This window comes from Nocardia sp. NPDC058244, assembly GCF_042882065.1.
Taxonomy (GTDB): Bacteria; Actinomycetota; Actinomycetes; order Mycobacteriales; family Mycobacteriaceae; genus Nocardia.
Genome location: NZ_JBHVWX010000009.1, coordinates 133,177 through 155,049, shown reverse-complemented (window position 1 = coordinate 155,049; position 21,873 = coordinate 133,177). Strand labels below are relative to the sequence as shown.

22 protein-coding genes are annotated in these 21,873 nt (G+C 69.4%); 7 read left to right on the top strand and 15 right to left on the bottom strand.

The features are described 5' to 3' along the window. Nucleotides 1-80: 80 nt before the first annotated feature. The 3 genes from ACFVW6_RS27240 to ACFVW6_RS27230 all read right to left on the bottom strand — a co-directional run bounded on the left by ACFVW6_RS27240 (nucleotide 81) and on the right by ACFVW6_RS27230 (nucleotide 3,249). Nucleotides 81-1,529, bottom strand: a complete 1,449-nt coding sequence (locus ACFVW6_RS27240) for an amidase (protein WP_378826005.1) — start codon at nucleotides 1,527-1,529, stop codon at nucleotides 81-83. A gap of 198 nt (nucleotides 1,530-1,727) precedes the next feature. Then, nucleotides 1,728-2,936, bottom strand: a complete 1,209-nt coding sequence (locus ACFVW6_RS27235; protein ID WP_355271966.1) for a site-specific integrase — start codon at nucleotides 2,934-2,936, stop codon at nucleotides 1,728-1,730. 73 nt (nucleotides 2,937-3,009) lie between these two features. Beyond that, entirely contained in the window at nucleotides 3,010-3,249 is a 240-nt protein-coding gene (locus tag ACFVW6_RS27230; protein WP_378826002.1) for a hypothetical protein, read from the bottom strand. Between the two features lie 122 nt (nucleotides 3,250-3,371). Here ACFVW6_RS27230 and ACFVW6_RS27225 point away from each other — a divergent pair, with 122 nt between their 5' ends. Further along, nucleotides 3,372-4,010 (top strand): pyridoxal 5'-phosphate synthase, encoded by a 639-nt coding sequence (locus ACFVW6_RS27225; protein ID WP_378826000.1) that lies wholly within the window; start codon nucleotides 3,372-3,374, stop codon nucleotides 4,008-4,010. A gap of 9 nt (nucleotides 4,011-4,019) precedes the next feature. Here the strand turns inward: ACFVW6_RS27225 and ACFVW6_RS27220 are convergent, their stop codons facing one another. After that, nucleotides 4,020-4,721, bottom strand: a complete 702-nt coding sequence (locus ACFVW6_RS27220; protein WP_357347204.1) for a winged helix-turn-helix transcriptional regulator — start codon at nucleotides 4,719-4,721, stop codon at nucleotides 4,020-4,022. A gap of 90 nt (nucleotides 4,722-4,811) precedes the next feature. Between ACFVW6_RS27220 and ACFVW6_RS27215 the strand changes: the two genes are divergently transcribed. Beyond that, nucleotides 4,812-5,933: an acyl-CoA dehydrogenase family protein gene (locus tag ACFVW6_RS27215; RefSeq protein WP_378825998.1), complete on the top strand. Its 1,122-nt coding sequence runs from the start codon at nucleotides 4,812-4,814 to the stop codon at nucleotides 5,931-5,933. Nucleotides 5,934-5,957: 24 nt separating this feature from the next. Here the strand turns inward: ACFVW6_RS27215 and ACFVW6_RS27210 are convergent, their stop codons facing one another. The 3 genes from ACFVW6_RS27210 to ACFVW6_RS27200 form a co-directional block, all read right to left on the bottom strand. Further along, a complete protein-coding gene (locus ACFVW6_RS27210) occupies nucleotides 5,958-6,425 on the bottom strand; it encodes an NUDIX hydrolase (RefSeq protein ID WP_378825996.1) in 468 nt (155 codons plus the stop codon). Nucleotides 6,426-6,521: 96 nt separating this feature from the next. Continuing rightward, nucleotides 6,522-7,649 carry an acyl-CoA dehydrogenase family protein gene (locus ACFVW6_RS27205; RefSeq protein ID WP_378825994.1) on the bottom strand — a complete coding sequence of 376 codons (1,128 nt, stop codon included), beginning with the start codon at nucleotides 7,647-7,649 and terminating at the stop codon, nucleotides 6,522-6,524. 9 nt (nucleotides 7,650-7,658) lie between these two features. Beyond that, nucleotides 7,659-8,822 carry an acyl-CoA dehydrogenase family protein gene (locus tag ACFVW6_RS27200; RefSeq protein WP_378825992.1) on the bottom strand — a complete coding sequence of 388 codons (1,164 nt, stop codon included), beginning with the start codon at nucleotides 8,820-8,822 and terminating at the stop codon, nucleotides 7,659-7,661. A 71-nt stretch (nucleotides 8,823-8,893) separates the two neighbouring features. On the opposite strand from ACFVW6_RS27200, the gene ACFVW6_RS27195 reads away from it, so the two are divergent. From ACFVW6_RS27195 to ACFVW6_RS27185, 3 genes are all read left to right on the top strand, one after another. Further along, complete coding sequence (locus ACFVW6_RS27195) at nucleotides 8,894-9,478, top strand: QsdR family transcriptional regulator (protein WP_378825990.1); 585 nt, start codon at nucleotides 8,894-8,896, stop codon at nucleotides 9,476-9,478. A gap of 151 nt (nucleotides 9,479-9,629) precedes the next feature. After that, nucleotides 9,630-10,385, top strand: a complete 756-nt coding sequence (locus ACFVW6_RS27190; RefSeq protein ID WP_378825988.1) for a sigma 54 modulation/S30EA ribosomal C-terminal domain-containing protein — start codon at nucleotides 9,630-9,632, stop codon at nucleotides 10,383-10,385. A 20-nt stretch (nucleotides 10,386-10,405) separates the two neighbouring features. After that, nucleotides 10,406-10,828, top strand: coding sequence for a pyridoxamine 5'-phosphate oxidase family protein (locus ACFVW6_RS27185; RefSeq protein ID WP_378827011.1), 423 nt, complete (start codon nucleotides 10,406-10,408; stop codon nucleotides 10,826-10,828). A 17-nt stretch (nucleotides 10,829-10,845) separates the two neighbouring features. Here the strand turns inward: ACFVW6_RS27185 and ACFVW6_RS27180 are convergent, their stop codons facing one another. The 7 genes from ACFVW6_RS27180 to ACFVW6_RS27150 form a co-directional block, all read right to left on the bottom strand. Further along, nucleotides 10,846-11,700 carry a universal stress protein gene (locus ACFVW6_RS27180; RefSeq protein ID WP_378825986.1) on the bottom strand — a complete coding sequence of 285 codons (855 nt, stop codon included), beginning with the start codon at nucleotides 11,698-11,700 and terminating at the stop codon, nucleotides 10,846-10,848. Between the two features lie 156 nt (nucleotides 11,701-11,856). Next, the gene (locus ACFVW6_RS27175; RefSeq protein WP_378825984.1) at nucleotides 11,857-13,401 is read right to left on the bottom strand and encodes a carboxylesterase/lipase family protein; all 1,545 of its coding nucleotides are present in this window, start codon (nucleotides 13,399-13,401) and stop codon (nucleotides 11,857-11,859) included. 210 nt (nucleotides 13,402-13,611) lie between these two features. Continuing rightward, nucleotides 13,612-14,343, bottom strand: a complete 732-nt coding sequence (locus tag ACFVW6_RS27170; protein ID WP_378825982.1) for a dienelactone hydrolase family protein — start codon at nucleotides 14,341-14,343, stop codon at nucleotides 13,612-13,614. Between the two features lie 189 nt (nucleotides 14,344-14,532). Continuing rightward, nucleotides 14,533-15,072, bottom strand: a complete 540-nt coding sequence (locus ACFVW6_RS27165) for a TerD family protein (RefSeq protein ID WP_378825980.1) — start codon at nucleotides 15,070-15,072, stop codon at nucleotides 14,533-14,535. Nucleotides 15,073-15,143: 71 nt separating this feature from the next. Beyond that, complete coding sequence (locus tag ACFVW6_RS27160) at nucleotides 15,144-16,340, bottom strand: PrsW family intramembrane metalloprotease (protein WP_378825978.1); 1,197 nt, start codon at nucleotides 16,338-16,340, stop codon at nucleotides 15,144-15,146. Further along, nucleotides 16,337-16,999: a hypothetical protein gene (locus ACFVW6_RS27155; RefSeq protein ID WP_378825976.1), complete on the bottom strand. Its 663-nt coding sequence runs from the start codon at nucleotides 16,997-16,999 to the stop codon at nucleotides 16,337-16,339. Before ACFVW6_RS27155 ends, ACFVW6_RS27160 begins: the two co-directional genes overlap by 4 nt. A gap of 43 nt (nucleotides 17,000-17,042) precedes the next feature. Then, the gene (locus ACFVW6_RS27150) at nucleotides 17,043-17,837 is read right to left on the bottom strand and encodes a type II CAAX prenyl endopeptidase Rce1 family protein (RefSeq protein WP_378825974.1); all 795 of its coding nucleotides are present in this window, start codon (nucleotides 17,835-17,837) and stop codon (nucleotides 17,043-17,045) included. 790 nt (nucleotides 17,838-18,627) lie between these two features. On the opposite strand from ACFVW6_RS27150, the gene ACFVW6_RS27145 reads away from it, so the two are divergent. Further along, nucleotides 18,628-19,611 (top strand): hypothetical protein, encoded by a 984-nt coding sequence (locus ACFVW6_RS27145; RefSeq protein WP_378825972.1) that lies wholly within the window; start codon nucleotides 18,628-18,630, stop codon nucleotides 19,609-19,611. A 10-nt stretch (nucleotides 19,612-19,621) separates the two neighbouring features. After that, the gene (locus ACFVW6_RS27140) at nucleotides 19,622-19,810 is read left to right on the top strand and encodes a hypothetical protein (protein WP_378825970.1); all 189 of its coding nucleotides are present in this window, start codon (nucleotides 19,622-19,624) and stop codon (nucleotides 19,808-19,810) included. A 1-nt stretch (nucleotide 19,811) separates the two neighbouring features. Here ACFVW6_RS27140 and ACFVW6_RS27135 read toward each other — a convergent pair whose 3' ends face one another. Further along, nucleotides 19,812-21,521 (bottom strand): glycoside hydrolase domain-containing protein, encoded by a 1,710-nt coding sequence (locus tag ACFVW6_RS27135; protein WP_378825968.1) that lies wholly within the window; start codon nucleotides 21,519-21,521, stop codon nucleotides 19,812-19,814. Nucleotides 21,522-21,873 lie beyond the last annotated feature (352 nt).

The following is a 21,873-nucleotide window of genomic DNA, read 5'->3' as shown; positions in this document are numbered from 1 at the left end:
GGTCGTACCGGATCCCCTTCCACGGCCGGTCCCGGTTCGGGCCGCGCTCGGCACCGTTGCGCTGTCCGAGGTGGTGGACGCTACGGTGCCCGGAAGCCGCCGATCTGCTGTTCGAGCAGTTCGGCCAGCCGCAGCGGGGTGCGGTCCTCGAACATGGGGCCGATGAGCTGTACGCCGACCGGGAGGCCCTCGGGTGAGCGGCCCGCCGGTATGGCGGTGGCGGGGAGGCCGGGCATGGTCGCCACACCGGCCCAGACGAGTTGGTCGAAGTACGGGTACGCGGTGCCGTCGATATCGAGTCGACGTTCCAGGGGCTGCGGGTGATGGTCGTGCGGGAACGCGGGCGTCGGCGTGATCGGGCACACCACGGCGTCGTACTCGGTGAAGAGCTGCCGCCAGCGGTGCCGGTGGAGTTCGCGAAGGTTGTTCGCCGCCAGCCAGTCACGGTGGCTGAACACCATCGCGCGTAGCCGGGTCGCGTCCAGGCTCTTGTCGTCCGCGTCCAGTTCGGCGGCGCGCTGGCGGAGCTGTTCGTACTCGTCGACGGGGAAGTAGGCGACGGAACCCGAGAACAGCAGCTGCATGTAGAGCGTCGCGGCCTCGGTGGGATCGGGCAGCAGCGGACTGTGCCGTGCGACGTGGGCGCCGCCGTCGACGAGCGCGTCGGCCACCCGGTTCACCCCCGCTCGCACCGCGGACCCGGTGGGAATGAGTGGATGGTCGTCTAGGACCAGGACGCGGAAGTCGCCGAGCTGTCGGTGACGGGCGGGCGGGAGGGCGAGATCGAACCCGACACCGAGGGTCAGTGGATCCGGTCCGGCCATGACGTCGAGCAGGAGCGTGAGGTCGCGGGCAGTGCGCGCCATCGGACCGACGACGGCGAGATCGAGGTCGACCGGCCATGCGGGCGTGGACGGCGGGACCATTCCGCGCGGTGCCACCAGCCCGCGGGTCGGCTTGTGCGCGTAGACGCCACAGAAGTGCGCGGGGGTACGCAGCGAACCGGCCTGGTCGGAGCCGATGGACAGCGCGCCGAATCCGGACGCCAGAGCTGCCGCCGATCCGCCGGAGGAGCCGCCCGACGTGCGCGCGTGATCCCACGGGTTGTTGGTGGTGCCGTAGATTTCGTTGAAACTCTGGATGTCCTGCAGTCCGAGCGGCACATTGGTCTTGCCGAGCACGATCGCGCCCGCGGCCTCGAGGCGCGTCACCTGGAGCGCGTCTTCGGTCGGTAGGTAGTTCGCGTGCTGCGGCATGCCCCAGGTCGTGGGCAGCCCGGCGATGTTGTAGGACTCTTTGACCGTCACCGGGATACCGAGCAGCGGGCGGTCTTCGCCGCGGGCGCGTGCTCGGTCGGCCCGCTGCGCGGCGGCTCGGGCGCGGTCGAAGGTCCGCAGGCAGATCGCGTTGATCGACGTGTCGTCGCGTTCGATACCGGCGATCGCTGCTTCGGTCAGTTCCGCTGAGCTCACCTCACCGGCACGCAGGGCGGTCGCGAGTTCTTCGGCTGATCGGAAATTCCACTCCATGCGGCGGACGGTATCGGCGTGCTTCGGCGGCCATAAAGAATCTTTTCATGCAACGGAAAAGTCGAATTCGGTCCTCGATTTCACCGATAACCGCAGCGATTTCGACATATCGCAGGTCACGACGACGGCTCGGCTGACCCGACGTGGTTCGGGACATGAATCGCCTTTTCGGACAACGGGATAGATGTCACAACCGCATCAGAGCCCGAGTTTGGTGACGGCGTTGTCCTCGAGCGGATTCGCGGTACGGATGTAGCCGTGCACCGTGCGGGGGTTCGCCCAGCGTCCCTGGCGCATGATCTCGCGGTCGCTGGCGCCGCCGAGGGCTGCCTGGGTGGCGAAGCCCGCGCGCAGTGAGTGGCCGGAGAACAGGTCGGGGTCCAGGCCTGCGCGGGCGGCATAACGTTTGACGAGTTCGGCGACCGCGCGCCCGGACAGCGGGGCCGCGCCGACGGAGCCGTGCCGGTTGATCGTGGGGAACAGCGGACGGTCGACGTCGGCGGCGAGCGGGGTGCCGGTGAAGCCGTGGCAGCGATGGATCGTCGTGTCGGGCACTGGATGGTCGGCCGTCCAGGTGCGGGTGCCGTGGTCACCAGCCGCCGCGTGCACCTCCAGGAGCCGGATCCAGTCGGCGAAGGCGCAGATGGGGCAGGTGCGGGGATGTTTGCCGCGCGGTAGGGCGATGCGCTGCTCGGCGACGCCGGTGGGGTCGGTCTTGGTGGTCGGCAGATGGACGACGAGCAGTGGTTCGCCGGTGGTGTGATCGGTCCGCACGTGAACGTCGCTGACGCGCAGGCCCGCGAGTTCGCTGCGGCGCAGGGCGCCGGCGAAGCCGACCAGCAGGGCGAGTGCGTCGCGGCGCCGGGCGGGTTCGGTGGGCCACCCGGGGTCGGGGAGTTCGGCGAGCAGTTGGTCGAGGGTGTGCAGCAGGACGGGGCGTTTGCGGGTCGGCGGGGTGCGCCGGGTGCGCCGGATGCCGCGCAGTGTCAGCCGGACGACGTCGGAGCGGGTCGGCGAGGGTAGTCCGTTGGCCGCGTGTACGGCGGCGATGGCGGCCGACTTGCGGTCGAGGGTGGCGGGGCTGAACGCCCAGGTGCCGTTGTCGCGGCGGGCATCGGCGGCCGCGGCGAGGTACACGGCGACGTCGAGCGGGTCGGCGGGCAGGGCCTGCCGGTGTTCGGCGGCGCACCAGCCCGCCCAGGCGATCCAGTCGGTGCGGTAGGCGCGCAGGGTGTTCGCCGACTGGGAGGCTTCGAGGTAGCGGCGCAGGGCGTCGGCCTGGCCGTCGTCGAATCGTTCGCGGACCAGGCGCAGCGCGGCGGTGTCGACGAGGACGCTGCGCACGCCGCGGCGCAGTTCGGTCCGTACCTGTTCGGGAAGGACGACCGCTGCGTCGCTGCCGCTCACGTCGCCGCTCCTCGCGTGAATCAGTCTGTCGCCGATGACTCCTGGCGTTCGAGCCTAGGTCATCGGCGGACTGTCATGGCATCTCGGCCAGTTCGGCGAGCTTGGTGTGGATGTAGGCGGCGAGCCGATGCCGGGCCGCGGTGGTGAGGAAGCTGGTGTCGCCGAGTCGCGGAAAATGGTCGTCGACGTGGTCCGATGCGGTTTCGGGGGCGCCGGCGGGTTCGTCGACGGGTGCGAGACGTGCCGGATACTGCTGGGGGAGAGGAACATTCGGCACATCCGGGTCGGTGTGCGCTGCTCCGTGACGAACCATGCCTGAACCTTAACGTTTTGATTACGGCCGCCGCCAACAAGGCGGGCCCGGTAGTGATAACCGCCACGTTTTCAGAGCGGGTGGATGATCGGGGCGTGGGTAGGAGGCCGTACCGTCGGGGCATGGTTTCGTTGCGTGGCTGGGCCTCCTTTCCCGACGAGCTCCCGGCGTTCGACCCGGACTCGGCACCGCCGACACCCCACGAGCTGTTCCTGGACTGGCTGACCGAGGCCGGGGAGCACGTGCTGGCACCGCACGCGGTGACGCTGTCGACCGTGGACGCCGACGGCACGCCCGACGCGCGCGTGGTGATCCTGAAGGATGTCGGTCCGTCGGGGTGGGCGATCGCCACCAGCTCGGAGAGCCCGAAGGGGCGGCAGTTGGCGAAGACTCCGCACGCGGCGCTGACGTTCTTCTGGCCGGGGCGCGGTCGGCAGGTCCGCCTGCGCGGCTCGGTGACTCCCGCCGCGCCGGACGTCTCCGCCGCGGACTTCCTCGCCCGGCCACCGGCCTCGCGGGTCGAGGCGTTGATCGGACGGCAGTCCCAGGTGCTCGACGATCCGGCGGAGCTGACAGAGGCGGCCCGGGAGGCCGAACACTGGGTCGACGAGAACCCCAGCACGGCACCGGACACCTGGACGCGCTACCTGATCGCGCCGGTCGAGGTCGAGTTCTGGCAGGCGAGCCACGACCGACGGCATCTCCGGCTGCGGTACCGCGGCGCGGACGACACCTGGGTCCGCGAACGCCTGTGGCCGTGAGGCTCGTCGTCAGGACGCGCGCGCGGTGGGGTTCTCGGCGAGGGCGGCTTCGCTGACGTAGCCGGCGACCGGGCTCAGCTGGAGGACACCGGGCATGCGGCGGGTCAGCGCGGCCGGACCGGCGAAGGTGACCCGTCCGGTGCGCTGGGCGTGGGTCAGCGGCATGCGGCCGAGCCAGACCTCGTAGAGGGCAGCCACGTCGGCGACGATGGCGACATCGACCGGGTAGCCGGGGTCGGCCTCGCACACCGAGGGGGTGCCCGCCTCGACGACGATCCAGAATCGGCGGACGTCGTCGGTGAACCGGACCTGCAGGACGTGCCGCCTGCCCGGGAATCCGGAGGTGTCGACGCGGGTGTGCATCCACCACACGAGCAGGGCGGGGTCGAGTTCCTCGTGCTGTGGTGCGCTGAAGGTCCAGCGGGCACCCCATTCGCCCAGGCCGAACAGGATCGGCTGGAGCTGGGTGCCCGCTTCGGTGAGCAGGTGGTCGGCACCGATCTTGTCGAGCAGCCCGGCGCGTTCGAACTGGCGCAGCCGTTTGGCGAGCAGGCTGCGGGACAGGCCGGGCAGACCGCGCGCGAGGTCGTTGAAGCGGGTGGTGCCCAGGTAGAGGTCGCGCAGGATGAGCAGCGACCAGCGTTCGCCGAGCACGTCGAGCGCGCGGGAGATCGGGCAGTACTGGCCGTAGCCTGCGGTCGTATCAGTCATGGTCACCTCGCCGACGGGGTCCATTTCCTGGACCGGGAGAGTCCACTTTCTGGACTATCTGGTTATCGCGGCGCTTCCTACCTTCGAAACATGACTTCCACATTTTCCGACACCACGTCCCGTACCGACCGCGTCGCCCTGGCCCGCGCGATCGGTGAATCCCTGCGTTCGGAGGTCCCCGAGCGGGACCGCACCGGCGAGATCTCCGTCGCCGCGTTCGACCGGCTCCGCGCCGATGGACTCTCGGCCGCGCTCGTGCCGGTCGAGTTCGGCGGCGGTGGCGCCACCCATCGGGAGATGGGGGAGATCCTGCGGGAGCTCGGTCGCCATGATCCGTCGACGGCCGTCGCCTTCGCCATGCATTCGCATCTGGTGGCCGCGCAGGTCTGGCGGCACAAGCACGGCGTCGACGCGTCCGCGGTGTTCGCCAAGGTGGCGGCGGGCGCGATCCTGGTCAGCACCGGGGCGTCGGACTGGGTCGATTCCAACGGCACGGCCGCGCGCGTCGACGGCGGCTACTCGGTCAGTGCCAGGAAGGCGCCCGCGAGCGGCTGCGAGGTCGGCGACGTCCTGGTGACCAGCGTCCGCTTCGAGGATCAGGTCCTGCACTTCGCCGTGCCGATGACCGCGCCCGGTGTGAGCATCGACAAGACCTGGGATTCGTTCGGCCTGCGCGCGAGCGGATCGCACACCGTCGTGCTCGACGAGGTGTTCGTCCCGGACGCCGCGATCTCGCTGATCCGTCCGGCCGGTCCGTGGCCGCCGGTGCTGAACGTGGTGATCGGCGCGGCGCTGCCGTTGGTGCTGGCGGCCTATCTCGGTGTCGCCGACACCGCCGTCGACCTGACCGCCCACATGCTCGAAGGTCGCAGCGAAGCGCACACGGTGCAGTCGGCGGGTGAGATGCTCAACGCTTACACGACCGCCTCGGACCTGATCACCGCCATGTTCGCCGACTCCGAGGACCTGACCTTCGCCAACACCGACGCCTACGCGGCCCGCACCCTCAGCCGCAAGACCGTCGCGGCGGACGCGCTCATCACCACGGTCCGCCTGGCCATCGAAACCACCGGCGGCGCAGGCTATTCCCGCGCCTGCGACCTCGAGCGCCTCTACCGCGACATCCACGGCTGCCAGTTCCATCCCCTGCCCCGCGCCAAGCAGACCCGCTTCAGCGGTCGGGTGCTGCTGGGCCACAGCCCGATCGACTGATCGCGCCGTGCCCGCCGGTGGTCCTCAGTGCTGGATCAACCCGCTGACCGGCACGGGATCGACGTGCCCGGAGGCGGGAAGGGTCCGGGCCAGGCGGAGTCCGATGTCGACGAGGGATGACCGGCGCAGGCCCGCGACGTCGGTCATCGGAGTCCAGACCGACTCGGCGGTGTCGCCGTCGGGTTCGGGCCTGAGGTGACCGCCGGTGATGCGGACTCGATAGAAGATCCCGACATTCTGATGGTCGGTTCCGGCGCGTGCCACGGCAGCGGGAATGACCCTCGAGTCCACCCCGAGCAAGCGTTCGACGACCCCGTGGCAGCCGGTTTCCTCGGTGAGTTCCCTGGTCACCGCATCGAACGGATCCTCCGCGCGCTCGACCCCGCCGCCCGGCAGCGTCCAGGTGGATTCGCCGTTCCGCGATACATGACGGGCCAGCAGCACCCGACCGTCCTCGATGCACACGGCGTAGGCGGCCAGCCGGAAACTCATTCCCGCAAACCTACTCCCGCACAGCACCCAGCGATTCGACGGTGGCCGCTCGACATCGCCGCGCTCGCTGTGGTGCGGCGATGTCGAGCGGTGGGTTCAGATCTCGGCCAGCTGGTGGTCGGCGACGTGGGCGGCGAGGTAGCGCAGGTGGTCACCGGAATCGCCGAGGGTGTGGTCGATGGCGGTGAGGCGTGCGGTGTAGTGGCCGACCGGGTATTCGGCGGTCATGCCGATTCCGCCGTGCATCTGGATCGCTTCCTGCCCGATGTGCCTGCCGGAGCGTCCGATGCGCAGCTTGGCGCGGGCCGCGACGACGGGGTCGGCGATGCCGTCGGCCAGGGACATCGACGCGTACAGGCTCATGCTCTTGGCGAGTTCGAGCGACACGTACATGTCGGCGGCGCGCTGGGTGAGTGTCTGGAAGCTGCGCAGCGGGACACCGAACTGCTTGCGGGTCGTCAGGTAGTCGGTGGTGAGCCGCAGCGCTTCCGACATCGCGCCGACCGCTTCGGCGCAGAGCGCGGCCTGCGCGGTGACGAGGATGTCGGCGATGACATCGGTCGCGTCGGCCGGTGTGCCCAGTGGCACCGCGGTCGCGCCGGCGAAGGTGAGGTCGGCCCCGCGCCTGCCGTCGTGGGTGCGGAATCCGGCGACAGTTACGCCCGGATCGGTGGGTTCGACCAGGAACAGTCCGGTACCGCCGTCGGGCAGTGCCGCGCTGACGATGAACTGGTCGGCGTCATCGCCGTAGGCCACCGGGTGTTTGCGTCCGGTCACCTGCCAGCCGTCGCCCACCGGCGTCGCCTGGGTGGTGGCGTGCGCCGTCACCGGGCGCACACCGGGCTCGCCGTGCGCGAACACGATGCGGCGTTCTCCCGCGGCGACTTCGGGCAGGATCTCCTTGCGCTGGATCGCCGATCCGGCCCTGGAGATGAGCGCGCCCGGCAGCAACGCGCAGTCCAGCACCGGCTCCGGCGCCAGGACGCGGCCGAGTTCCTCGAGCACGAGCATCGTTTCGATGGGGCCCGCGCCCATGCCGCCGTCGTCGGCGGCGATGGTGAGCCCGAGTAGTCCGATCTCGGCGAAGGTCGACCACACCTGCGGGTCCCAGCCCGGGTCGGTGCCGATGACCTCGGTGCGGCGTTCATGGGTGTAGTGGCGGGTCAGCACGCTGCGCACGGTGTCGCGCAGCATGTTCTGTTCGGTGGTGAGTTCGAAATCCATGACGGTGTCTCACAATCCGAGGATCGTCGAAGCGATGATGCCGCGCTGCACCTCGTTGGATCCTCCGTAGATCGATGTTTTGCGGTAGTTGAGGTAGGTGGCGGTGCTGCGGCGGGCCCAGTCGCCGGTGTCGCCTTCGCGGGGGAGGGAGTCGGGTCCGGCGATGTCGACGAGCAGTTCGGTGACCGCCTGCTGGAGTTCGGTGCCGCGCAGCTTCAGAATCGAGGACACCGGGTTGGGGGCGCCGTCGGCCGAGCCGGCCACGACCCGCATCTGCACGAGTTCCAGTGCGAGCAGCTCGTTCTCGAGTTCGGCGATGCGGGCGGCGAAGACCGGGTCGTCGAGCAGGGTGCCCGCGTCGAGGCGGGTCTGTTTGGCGTATTCCTTGGCCAGCCACAGCCGCACCTTGGTCTGGCCGACGGCGGCGATGCCGGTGCGCTCGTTGCCGAGCAGGAACTTCGCGTAGGTCCAGCCCTGGTTCTCGGCGCCGACGAGCTGGTCGGCAGGCACCCGCACGTTCTCCAGGAACACCTCGTTGACCTCGAATCCACCGTCGATGAGCTCGATCGGGCGGACCGTCACGCCGGGGGAGTCCAGGGGGAAGAGCAGCATCGAGATGCCTGCCTGCTTCTTGGGGGCGTCCGGGTCGGTGCGGGCCAGGCAGAACATCCAGTCGGCGCTCTGGGCGGCGGTGGTCCAGGTCTTCTGGCCGTTGATCACGTAGTGGTCGCCGTCGCGGACGGCGACGGTGCGCAGCGAGGCGAGGTCGGAGCCGGCGTCGGGTTCGGAGAAGCCCTGGCACCACCAGATGTCGAGGTTCGCGGTGGCCGGGAGGAAGCGGGCCTTGAGTTCTTCGGAGCCGAACTGGGCGATGACCGGCCCGATCATGTTGGTGTTGAAGGTGAGTGGTTCGGGCACCGAGGCCAGTTGCATCTCGTCGTGCCAGAGGTGGCGCTGGATGGGTGTCCAGTCGCGGCCGCCCCAGGCGACGGGCCAGTGCGGGACCGCGAGGCCGTGGGCGTTGAGGATGCGCTGGGTGGTGACGAAGTCGTCTTTGGAGAGTTCGGCCATGTGCCTGGCCCGATTGCGGATGTCGGCGGGGATTTCGCGCCGGAAGAAAGCACGTAGCTCGTCGCGGAAGGCGAGCTCGTCCTCGGTGAGTGCCAATTGCATGGTCGAGTATGTTACACAGAGATCGATATGTTTCAAATGGTGGTCGCGAGGGAGCCTTTATGCTGTGCGATGTGACGCGAGCCGAGGGGACACGAGCGCCGGGACGCCCCGCCGCCGCCAGCCGTGACGATGTGCTGCGCACCGCGGTCGAGGTGTTCCTGTCCGGCAACCGCATCGACGTGAACGCCATCGCCGTCCACCTCGGCCTCGGCCGGACCAGCATCTACCGCTGGTTCGGCTCCCGCGACGGCCTGCTCGGCGCCGCGATCGCCAGCCAACTCGAGCGGATGGTCGCCTATGCCGACCGCACCAGCGAGGCCACCGGCGCCGAACGCCTCAACGAGATCCTCGACCGCTGCATCCACTGGCTGGTCGAAGACGATTCCCTGCGCACCTACTTCGACAACGAATCCACCGCCGCCCTGCGGCTGATCACCCGCAGCGACGGCCCCGTCCACCAGGCCGCGGTCGCCGTCGTCGAAGGGTTGATCGCCCGCGCCGAAGACCAGGGCTACGTGCCGCCGATCGACCGCGGCACCCTGGCCTACGCCCTGGTCCGGCTCTGGGAAGCCTTCCTGTACAACGACGCCGTCGCCGGCTTCCGCGGCGATGTCGAGCGTCTGCGCCAGGTACAGGCGGCGCTCCTGCGGGCCTGAACCCGCTCCCGCGACCCGGCCGCGCAACTTCGGGTCGATGGTCACGACGCACCGGGACCTTCGCCCCTAAGCACGGACACGCCGGAGTGGTGCTATTGCTCGAAGCCCCTTGTGCGGGAAGTGAGCAGCAGCGGAAGCGAGGTCGGAGTACGTGAGTTCTCCTGAACTACGGTGGGCCGGTCGGGAGATCGGCGTGACGACCGGCGGCGCTGTCGACACGGCGGACGTCTCCCGGACAGCGCGCGCGGTCGCCGCGGTACTGCGATCCCAGCGCATCGACGGTCCGGCCCGAATTCGCTTGTCCACCACACCTTCCCGCGATGGATCGGTGCTCGCGCAGGTCAACGCGGGCCGTGCGGCCGAGGCGGTCCGGGTGCAGGTGGAAGGCCCGGCCGGCTTCGTGGCCACGATCGTCTCCGAACGACTCGACCGGGCCATCTCCCGATCGCGGCCGGCGGGACCGGTGCGGCGATGGCCGGATCCGGCGCGACCGCCACTGACCTCGATCACCGGCGACCGGCCGATCGTGCGGCGCAAGCGCTGCGTGCTGCGCAGCGCGGACCCCACCACCGCGACCCGGTCGATGGACGCCCTGGACTACGACGCGCACCTATTCGTCGACGCGGAATCCGGCGAGGACGCCCTCGTCTACTGGGCCGGTCCGCTGGGCGTGCGACTGGCGCGGCAGCACCTCACGCGACTACCCGACGCGCCCGCGCTCACGGTGAATCCGCATCCGGCACCGCGGCTGACCGAGTCCGACGCCGCGAGCCGGGTGTGCCGATTCGGGTTGCCGTACGTGTTCTTCACCGACGCGGACAGCGGTCGTGGACACCTCCTCTACCGCCGCTACGACGGCGATCTGGCCATCGTGCAGCCCCTCCACGACCCGGAGGACCGGTCGTGAGCGCGCCGGCGGGGGACGAGATGGGCGGTCGGGATGTCGTCGACCTGGACCGCGCCGAAGCCATGCGGCTGGTGGCGGAGGCGCCGTTCGGGCGGGTGGTGTTCACCCGCAACGCGCTGCCCGCGATCCGCCCGGTCAACCACCTCGTCGACGAGGACGGCGTGATCATCGTCCGGACGCGGCTCACCGCGCGGCTGACCGGTGCGGTGGCCGGCAATTCGCCGGTCGTCGTGGCCTACGAGGTCGACGATATCGATCCGGTCCGGCGGATCGGCTGGTCGGTCACGGTCACCGGGTTGGCGCGCACCGTGACCGATCCCGTGCGGGTCGCGCATTACGAACGGTTGCTGCGGCCGTGGGTCGGCCGGGTGATGGATACCGTTGTCGCCATCGAACCCGAGATCGTCGCGGGCGTGCGGCTGCTCGCGCGGCATCGTCGTTGACTCGCGGGACGGGTGTCTCAGCGGCGGTCGAGGACGATGAGCGGGATCTCGGTGGCGTGCAAGACGGTTCGGCTGACCGACCCGAAGCCGTCGCGTTCGCCCCGCCGGTGACTGCCCAGCACGAGCAGCTGCGCGCGAGCCGACTCACGGAGCAACCGCTGTGCCGGATCGTCGCCGGTGACAATCCTGGTGATCGGTACGCCCGGATACTTCTCGCCGTACCCGACCAAGGTATCCCCGAGGAGCCGATGCGTGTGCTCGGTCATCTGGGATTCCCGCAGTCCGGGGGCAGGTTCCCCCCACGCGCGCAGCGCGACGAGGCCGACACCCCGCCGGGCCGCCTCTTCGATCGCGATGTCGAGCGCGTGTTCGCTGCCCGGTGAACCGTCGAGCCCCACCAGCACGGGCAGCCGATCGGACGCGGGATGGCCGGGTTGGGGGATGACCGCGAGCGGACAGAGTGGTCGTCGCGCGAGGGCGGTGCTGACCGAACCGAGGAGCGTGCGCTCGAAGGTGCCGAGACCGCGAGTGCCGACAGCGAGCAGCTGGGCGTGGCGGGCACGGCGGCGCAGGGCCGCGACCGGACCCGGGCTGACCACCGACGTCTCCACGTCGAGGTGACGCGGTGCGGCTTCGGCAACGGCAATCGATGCGGCCCGGGCAACCGCGACGTCACCCGCGTCACGAAAACTCTGATCGTCGATCGACACGATGCCCGCCCTGCCCAGATCCCACCCCGAACTCATCGCGTACACCACCTGCAACGATGCACCCCGCAGTACCGCGGTCCTGGCCGCCCACCGCACCGCGCCGAGCGCGCAGTCGGAGCCGTCGACGCCGACGACGACGGGATCGCTGTTCGATGCTGACATCGGATCTGCCTCACTGCTCGGCCAGGGGATAGCGCAGCCGATTCTCGCGCGCCCGATCACCGACCGGAGAGGGCCGAAATACCCTCCTCGCGAGGACTTCGGTGGACTGATCGGAGCCACAGGGACCCTTGGCTGAACGGTCCGGGGTCTCGACGGCTACCGGTCACCGTTGCCGGCCGACCTGTCGCGACTCTCATTCGGCAGGTCCAGGGTGTCGAATCGGTGATCAGCCCAGATGCGGCGTGAGAGTTCCTCGGGGTAGGACTGGGTGACCGGTTCGCTGTCGTAGACGCGGGTGGTTCGGGATTGGGGATCGTAGGGTGCCCAGCCTGGTTCGCCTGTGGTCGCGAACCGCACCCAGTCGCCGCGCATGTGCTGGGCCACGTGCGGGAATTCGTTCGCGGCGTTCGGGTGGGCCGAGCGGTGGGCGCGGATTTCTTCGGGGGTGAGGGTGCCGAAGAGGAGCAGGAAGTCCAGGCAGTGCGAGGCGCCTTGGTCGGCGTTGAAGCTCCATGCCAGTTCGTAGAGCCAGACGGGGCCGCCGCCGGTGTGGGCGGCGTCGGCCAGGTGGAGGCTGGGCATTCGGAACAGCCAATCGGTGTGGAGGACTTCGAATCGTCGGCTGGGTGTGGCGTCCGGGTAGGCGGCGCGGTAACAGCGGTTGCCGTCGGTACCCGGGGCGAGGTGGTCGAACGCCGTGGTCATGGCCGCCGGAGTCGGTTCGCTGCCGGGCCGGGACGAGTAGAGCCGGAATTCGTCGCGGGTGTGGCCGATGAGCAGGTCCACCTCACGCGCGGCGCCGTCGGCGACTCCACTCCACGGTGCGCACGGCAGCACGTCACCGTCGACGACGGGCGAGAACGGGGTGGGCGTGAGCGCCATCGGGCCCCAGATATCCACGAAGTCCGGCATTGTCGCGATCACCGCGGTGGTCGCGTCGGTCAGGGCGCGTGGTGGTAACCGGAGGAGGTCGGAGCGGGTGGCTCGGACGCCGAGACGGGCGGCGATCGTGGTCGAGATGGCGGCGGCGAGTTGTGGGGTGAAGTAGGTGCCGGGCATGCTCTGGCTGATCGCCCGGCGGAACAGTCCGGCCGCCCTCGGCATGACGAGCAAGGCCGCGATGGAGGCGGCACCGGCGGATTGGCCGAAGACGGTGACAGCGGCCGGGTCACCGCCGAACGCGGCGATATTGTCCTGAACCCAGGCCAAGGCGGCGATCTGGTCGAGGAGTCCGCGATTGTCCGGGGCACCGGCGAGATGGGCGAACCCGTCCACCCCGACGCGATAGTTCATGCTGACCACCACCACACCGGCCGCGGCCAGCAACGCGCCGTCGTAGTGCGGGTTGGCGGTGTTGTTCTCCAGATAGGTGCCGCCCTGGATCCAGACCATCACCGGCAGTTCCGCGGTACCGAGGTCGGGTGACCAGACGTTGAGGGTCAAGCAATCCTCGGATCCGTCCTCTGTCCGGCCGGACACCGACGACATCACCGAGCCGGTGTTCCGCACCTGCGGAACCGGCGGACCGAACCGCCCCGCATCGCGAACTCCGTCCCACGACCGGGCGGGCACCGGGGCGGCGAACCGCCGTGCGCCGGCCGGTGGTTGGGCATACGGGATTCCCCGGAAGATCGCGACAGCGCCATCCCAGCGCCCGCGCACGACGCCCGCTGCCGTACGGATCGCAGGTCCGACGTCCACGCAGTGCTCGCTTTCCCTAGGTCAGCGTCCCTCGATGCACTGAAACTATCAGCGCCGCAACGGAAGTCGAGGAACGCAAACGCGCCGATCGGTCGGTGTGCGAGCGGATAACCGGTCCTGCCGGACGGTCGGCTGCGCCCAGAGGACGCCGATCGTTGTCGACGATCGGCGTCCCGGGCGATCGCTCCTATCCTCGGTGGTCGACCCGGCTCACCTCAGATGACGGGCGAAGAACCGGTTCCCCGCGTCGCCCTCGAACCGCGGGACTCCGGTGTGCCCACCCATGTTCGCGTGCAGTGTCTTCTCCTTCGAACCGAAGGCGTCGAACAGGTCAAGGGCCTGTTGCCGGTCGTTTCCTTCGTCGTCCCACTGGAGCAGGACCTGCAGCGGAATGGTGATCTGCCGGGCCTCCTCGACGATGGCGCGGGGCACGAAACTACCGGCGAACAGGAGGGCGGCGGCGATCCGGGGTTCGACCGCCGCGAGGCGGACGCCGATCGAGATCACCCCGCCCGAGAACCCGACCGGGCCACCGATCCCGGGTAGCGCGAGCAGGGCGTCGAGGGCGGTCCGCCATTCCGGGACCGCCTGTTCGACCAGCGGCAGAACGAGCCGGTCGACGATCTCGTCGTCGACCGGCCTGCCGGCCTCGATGGCTCGCCGCAGGTCGGCGCGTGCCTGGTCCGCGGCGGCGGAGCGGGGACGCGCACCGGCGCCGGGGAGTTCGATGGTCGCCGCGGCGAAGCCCGCCGTCACCGTATGTCTCGCCCGGTCCGCGAGCCGGGGATACAGGGCGGGTAGTCCGCCGGGGTGGCCGACGAGGATCAACGGCGCCGGTGCGGCGGTGGATGCGGGCGTCCACAGGATGCCGGGGATCTCACCGAGGGTGAAGTGGCGTTCGAGGACACCGTCGTCGAGGCGGCGTTCGGAAGTGAAGTGCATGGTCGTGCCTTTCGGGAGTGCTGTGCGGCGCTCCCGGACGACCTATCGTCCGACCGTGACCCCGGAGGGGAGCACCCATGTCGAAACTGCGTTCACGGGTACCACCTCCTCGTTCTCTCCCACGGCTTCCGGAAAGGTAGCAGTGGCTGCCGTCGTCCGCCAACAGGTTTTTCGACGGTGCCGTGCGGCTCAGTTCAGGTAGGCGGTGAGGTGGGGGACCGCGTCGGCGACGTGCTGGGCCGTGATCGGCTCGGCGACATAGGTGAAGGTCCAGTCGCGGTCGGCGCGGTGGAGGGTGCCGAGCACCAGACCGGTGTGGGAGTGGGCGGTCGCCAGGTCGATGCGGGCGAGTTCGGTGCCGGTGACGCTGTCGAGGACACGGCAGAAACCGTTCTCGATCCGGTCGAAGGGCTGGCCGGTGTAGCAGGTGATGAGGAAGACGATGGTGGTGACGGCTGGGTCGAGCCGGGTCAGGTCGGTGACGATGAGTTCGTCGTCGCCGTCACCGACGCCGTCGACGCTGTCACCGAGGTGCCGGATGGCGCCGTCACGCGAGGTCAGCTGTTCGTGATAGGCGATGTCGACGAAGTCCTGTCCGCGGAACGACAGCGCGGCCGCATTGAGATCGATGTCCTTGGCGCGGCGCCGGAACTTGCCCGAGCGCACGGGATCCCAGCCGAGACCGAGGGTGACATGGGTGAGAGTGGTGCGGGGGACTGCTCCGGGCATGTGCTGCTCCTGGTCGATCGGCTGCGGCCGGCTGCCGTTCGGATCCCCCGGCCCACGTCACCGCAAACATCTCACACCTCGACCGGGAGCTGGGCCTCGGTGGGCGGGCGCCCGGCGCGCAGGCGGGTGATCTCCGAACGGGCGAATTCGACGCGCGGCGTCTCGGCGCCCCGGTCCGCGGCCAGTGCGTCGGCCAGGTCGTAGATCGCGTCGAGTACCCGGTCGTTGCGGGCGCGGCCCGCCCGGCCCGCGCCGGTCTTGCGGAAGGCCCTGCGGCCCTTGGCGTCGGCGCACGCGGCCGCGGCTTCGTTCTCGGTGATCGTGCCGTTCTCGACCTCGGGGGCCAGGATCTGGGCCAGGAACTCCCGCTCGCGGGGCACCGTCGTGCGGAAGACCGCGGCGGCGATCGACAGGGCGACGATCATGGTGCCCACGATGACCCCGATTCCGCCCAGCGCGCTGTTGCCGGCGAAGTTGGCCATCGAGTCCCAGAATCCGTGCAGCAGCATGGCGATCGCGATCAGGGCGGCGCCGCGGCCCACCCGGCGGGGTTCGGCCGGACGTCCCAGCAGATACACCAGCCCGGCGCAGAACAGCGCGGTGTAGAGCAGGTGGCCGGTGGCGCCGGTGGCCACCCGCAGGACGACGGTGCTCATAGACGCGTCGACCTGATTGGCGCCGAACTGCGAAGCACCGGAGTTCATGCCGTAGGCGATGTCCTCGATGATCTCGAAGCCCAGACCGAGGAACGCGCCGACGATGAAGCCGTCGAACGCGGTCCGGATCAACCGGGGCGCCAGGGCGATGATCAGCAGCAGACCGAACCCCTTGGCGGTCTCCTCGGTGAACGGCGCGGCCAGGCTCGCACCCCAGTCCTGCGCCCACGCGTGGCCGAAAACCTTGGCGTAGATGCCGATCAGCGCGTCGTTGGCGTAGGAAGCCATCGCCCAGGTGGCGGCGAAACCGCCCCAGCAGAACGCGGCGACGAGCAGTTTCGTCGGCTGGCGGGCATAGCGGTCGATATGGGCGACGAACCACCAGAACAGCGCACCGTAGACGGCGAACACCGCGGCGGTGACCGCGATCGCGCGGCCGTAGGCGGGGTAGCTGCTCGCGATCCGCGACACGAACAGCAGTGCACCGGAACCGGTGATCAGCACATACACCCAGAACGCGAGATTGCGCGGCTGGTAGAAAGTGAAACCGCGACCCCAACCGGAGTTCTCGATGGCGAGGAACCTGGCCTGTGCCGAGTCGAAGGTGGTCATCGTGTGGCTCCGATGCGGTCGATGCTCGCGATCATGTCGGCGACCTCGCCGAGCAGATCCTGACCCGGCTGCGCCGGTCCGACGGCGACGACTTCGATGCCGGTGCCGTCGACGACGAAGGCGGCCAGCACACCGTCGACAGTGGCGGCCGCATACCGGGTGATGACACCGTCCACGCCGCCGCGCGTGGTGATGGCGGTCGGCTCGCCGGACGCGGTCAAGCCCGTGTCGAGAAGTTCGTCGGTGCGTTCGATCTGGGCGAGCAGGGCGCGGGGGTCGCCGTCGAACGTGCCGGTGCGGACCACGAATTGGGATCCGCCGCGGGCCAGCACCGCCTGTGGGGGATAGCCCTGACCGCTGGGTTCGTCCTCTCGCCGTTCGCCGGCGATCAGCGACCAGCCGCCTGCGGCGGTGAACCCCACCTGTCCCTGCAGCGCGATCACCTCGCCCGTGGTGGTGACGTCCTTCTCCGGGATCGCCGCATCGATCTGTGGCAGCAGGACACCCTGCACGAAGGCCAGGGCGAGCACGATGAGTGCGGGCAGGATGGTCCGCTTGTCCATGCCGAGCCGGCGGCGGTCGACGGGGACCCAGCGGTCGCCCGGGTCGAAATACCGCTCCGAGAAAGCCTGTTCGGATTCTCGCTGATGTGTACCCATGGGGACTCCGTGATCGTTCGGGGCGACACCGCGGCGGTGCGGGTCAGGACGCCGGATGCGTGGTCGGCTCGATGCTGTGACGCTTGACGAGCAGCACGATCGCCAGCAGCGGGTAGACCAGAATCGGCAGCAGCGTGCCCGGATACATGGTCTGATCGGCGAGGATGACGGTCCCGGTGAGCAGGGTGAAGTCGAACAGGCCGTGCAGCACCGAGTTGACGGTGTTGCCGCGGCTGACCCGGCGGGTCAGATAGAAGAAGTAGCCGGCCAGGCTGACGATGATCGCTTGCGGCAGCGCGCTGATGCCGTGCGTGACCCCGTTGGCCAGGTGCACCGCGCCGAACACGATGCTCGACCACAACGCGACCCTGCCCTCGGTGAGCCCGTGATCGCGCAGCACCAGAACGCCGATGCCACGGAACATGCCTTCCTCGCCCCACCCCACGAACTGTGTGGCGATCAGCAACACCAGGACATACAGAAAGCCCTTGTCGGCCAACGCGCTGTAGTTGATCCCGAAGACGATCGCGACGATGAAGACGATCGGCACGATCCGCACCCACGACCGGGTCGGCCGATCGTCGTGCAGGACCGGCCGCAGCCAGCCCAGATAGCTGATGACGCCATAGGTGAAGGCCAGGGCCGCGCCCAGCGGGATGATCATGCCGAAGAACACCGCGCGGGTGGAGAGGAAGTCGTCCTCGCCGCTGACCGCTGTCATCAGCAGCCCGCCGAGCTGGATGATCGCGAGATAGACGATCACGATCAGCGCGAACATCGGATAGGACAGGCGGCGGCCGACCCTCGTCGCCGATGTCACGGTTTCTGAGGTGTCCATGCGGGAAACATAGCTGTTCGGGATCGCACCCGCAGCGATCACGAAATCTTCAGCAAACTCCAGACTGTGCGCCTGGCGACTGTTCAGCTAATCGGCGGGCATGGAAATTTGCCCAGATAGTTGTGATGATCCGCGTCGATCGCGCCGCTACTCAGGTGCGCAGTCCCGCTCTGGGCAATGTTCAGCATTCGGCGGCGATATCCAACCGCAACGAGACTCGGACCGCGAATGCCTCGGCCACATCACCGCCCGCACTCGGCGTCGCCTGGCCCGGCTCGTTGCGGAGTGATCCAAGCAGCGCCCGACGGTGGGGGAGGTCTGGCCGGACGGCAGGAGTCTCCCGATCTCGACAATCTCGTCATTGTTCTCAGGAATGGTACGGAAGTACCACCGACCACAGTTCTCACATGGTTCCGTAGCAGTTACGTTGCGTTGGCAGTGACCAAACGTAAACGGAAATAGATCGAGGTACTTTGGATCTGCCCGGAAGTCTGACCCCCGATAATGTTCACTTATCGGCGGCTAGAAGCCGAACCCTCCAATCCGAGTCCCGAAGGAGCGACACGGCTTTCGTTTCGTCTAATACGTATTGAAATGACGAAACCAACGTTACGATTCTCCCGTGTCGAGCGTCTGCAACTATCCGGGCTGTGCCCGTCCCATCACTCGCGGCGGCGGCCCCGGTCGCCCTTCCGAATACTGCGATCACCCGGACCACACGCGATGGCGCGCGTGGCGGGAAAGGCAGCGCCTGCAACAGGAGTCGGAGAGTGGGGCCGAAACCGTCACTGTGACGACTCAGGGTCCGGTGACCGTGGCGCGGTTGCGGGCCGATGAGCTGCTCGGTCAGTTCCGTGGCCTGGCCGAGCAATTGGGCACGACGCTGAATGCGGCGGTGGCCGAACTGTCGACGCTCGGTGACCCGTCGGTGGCCGAGGCCCAGGTCCAGGCGGTGCAGGCCGATGCCGCACGGCGGATCGCGGAAGCCGACATGAAAGCGGTCGCCGCCGAACAGGCGCGCCGGGACGCGGAGGAAGCGCGGGCCCTCGCCGAATCGGCGGCCGAGGACGCGGCCGGCGCGGCCGAGGACGCCGAGCAGTTGATCGCCGCGGCGCACGTAGCTCGCGACGAGGCGCTGGCCGAGGTGGAACGGTTGACGAAGCAGGCCGCCGACGAGGTGTTCGCGGCGCGCAGCGCGGCCGAGGCCGACGTACGCGCCGCGCACCGCGACGCCGCCGAGGAGATCGAGCGGATCCGGCAGGAGGCCGCCGAGCACACCGCGCGGGCCGAACAGCGAGCCGACACCGAGATAACGCAGGTCCGCCGCGAGTCGGAGGCTCGAGTCAACGCCGCCCAGGCCGAACGCGATCTGGCGGTGCAGCGGGCCGCCGACGCCGACCGGGCGACCGAGCGGGCCGAAGCGGCGGCCGCCGAACGGGTGGAAGCCGCGAGTGAGGCGCGGGAGGAATGGCGCAGGGCCAGAAGCGAACTCGAAACAACCCGGACCGAGCTGGATCGCACGCGCGCCGAACTCGCCGACCTGCGCCGCACCGCTGCCGCCGACGCCGAGACCTGGCGGACCGAATCGGCGGCCGCGCTGGACCGGGTCAGGGCCGAGACCTCGCAACGGCTCGCCGCGCTCGACGACGCGCGCACCCAGACCCTGGCCCGTGCCGAACGCGCCGAACGGCAACTCGACGAACTGCTGGCCGCGACCCGATCGCCGGTCGAGGTGAACGGGCTAACCGGCGCGGGGAGCGGCGCACTGGACTAGCGTCAGCGCCATGACCGAACAGCCGGGACCACTGGAGTCCACCCGCGAGTTCGCCGCCGTCGACCTCGCCGCGATGCTGAACGAGGACGAGGACACCTACACGGGTCCGTCACCGCGGATCCGGATGATCGCGACCCTGGTGGTGGCGGCCCTCGTCCTCGGTGCGGGCGCCACCACCCTCGCGATCCTGCTGTCCTGACCTACGCCGGGCCAGCGAGCGGAGTGTCGGGATCGCCGGAGTTGCGCAGGGCCACGATCTGGTCGGGAACCCAGTAGATGCGGCCGAACTCGAACTCCTGGTATTTCCCGTCGTCGTGGGTGATCTCGTCGGAGGCGGGCCAGCCCAGCTGACCGTTCTCGAACCCGGCCGCCGACCAACGCGCGCCGATCGCGCCGTGCACGCGGTAGCCGGGCCGACCGGCCCGCCGATAGACGGCGCCGCCCTGGAACGCTTGCGCCAGGCCCGGCCCGGTGCCGCGTGGGTCGGGGAGTTCGGTGTGTTCGGCGATCGGGTAGCCCAGCGGTCCGGCCTCCCAGCCCAGTTCGGCGAACTTGGTCATGATCGCGGTGGGGACGGCGTGGGCTTCGGTGGCCGGGTGCCAGTAGATGTAGCCGTGCTCGAACTCGGCGAATCGGCCCACCCCGTCCGGGGTGGGGATCTCACCGACGGTGCGGCGCGCGCCCAGCCACGGGGACGCGGCGGCGCGGTCGTCGATGGCGTTCGGGGCGGTGCCCGCGAACGCGGCGACGTGCGCGGTGAAGACGTCCCACGGGAAGTTCGGGCCGACGTCGGTGTGACTGCCGATGCCCAGTGCCCTGGTCACATAGTTGTGGTCGGTGATGCCGTCGGCGACGTGATAGTCGGGGGCGATCACCTCGGTCGGATACCCGTGCCGGTGGGCGCTGCGCACGGCGATGTAGGCGGCGATGCGCAGGTCGTCGTCGATGGCCAGCCAGTCCTGGCGGGACCAGGCGACCCGGCTGCCCGCGAAGCACAGGTTCACGGTGAACGGGTTGGCCGACAGCACCGACCAGGAGGCGCGTTCCTCGGGCACGACCCGCACCAGGATCGCGTCGCGCAGCGTGTAGTGGTAGGAGACGCCGTTGGCCGGATTGTTCAGGTAGGCGGCCAGTGATTCCGCGGTGCCGTTGCCCTCCTGGGTGTGCAGGATGAAGTTGGTGATCCGGGCACCGTCGCGGGAGGAATGCGAGGGACCGCGCCGGTCGAGTTCGGTGAACTCGGGGATCGCCACGGTGCGGTCCAGGCTCCACTGCCCGAAATCGGGGGCGAGGATGTCGTCGACATCGACGTGCGTGCCGTCGATGATCGGGCCCGGATTGCTCGGGGTGTCGATCACGCGCTGGTAGAGCACCGCGCGTGGCTCGCGCTCGGTGCCCGACCAGGCGCGGGTCTGCCACACCCAGCTGAATCCGCCGCGGCCGCCGACCACGCCGTCCTCGATCGCCCAGGCGCACACCCGGGAATGCCCGTAGATGCCGGTCCAATCGGTGCCGAGGACGGCGTTGACGCCACGGAAGAACTCGACGGCGGTGCTGTTCCACTGCGACAGCGCGATGTCCTCGTCGACGGCGAAGAAGATCGGCGCGCGGCGCGGCGCGCCGAGGCTCAGATGGGTGGCCAGCGCCTGCTCGGCCATCCGCCTGCCGCCGTCGAAACCGGTGGTCCAGTCCGACGGGGTGGGATCGCCCGGTTTGCCGTACTGCCAGATCGACACGATGTCGAGCCCCGCGGCTTCCAGCGCGCGGGCGTAGTCGGCGGTGATCGGTTTGGCGCCGAAGTTCGCGCCGGGCCTGCTCGGCGCGACATAGGCGAGGACCGCCGAGTGCCCGGCCGCGGCGATGGCGGCCGGATCGATGAGACGGGCGGCGAAATCGACAGCTGTGGACATGGTTGACCCCCTGCATGACTGCATATCCGTTGGCATGGTTCACGCTCGCACCCCGCGCGACGGCGGCGGGGTTACGCTGGTACCCGAGAATCGGTACCGGGTGACCGAGGATCTCACCCTGCACTCATTCTAAGCGAAACACTCAGCAGCACACCGTGATTCGCCGACGATGGGCACCCTACCCGGCCGGGCCGACAGGTAGAAACGGCAAGAATCGGGCCGTACGCGGGGGCTGTGCGAAACCGCGGTCGTCGTCGCGATTTCGGCGTCGCCGGTGCGTCGCGAAGATCGGGCACGGCGTGTCGCGAATCCGGTTGCGGCGCAATGGTGGCGGCCGGGCCGGGCGCCCTGT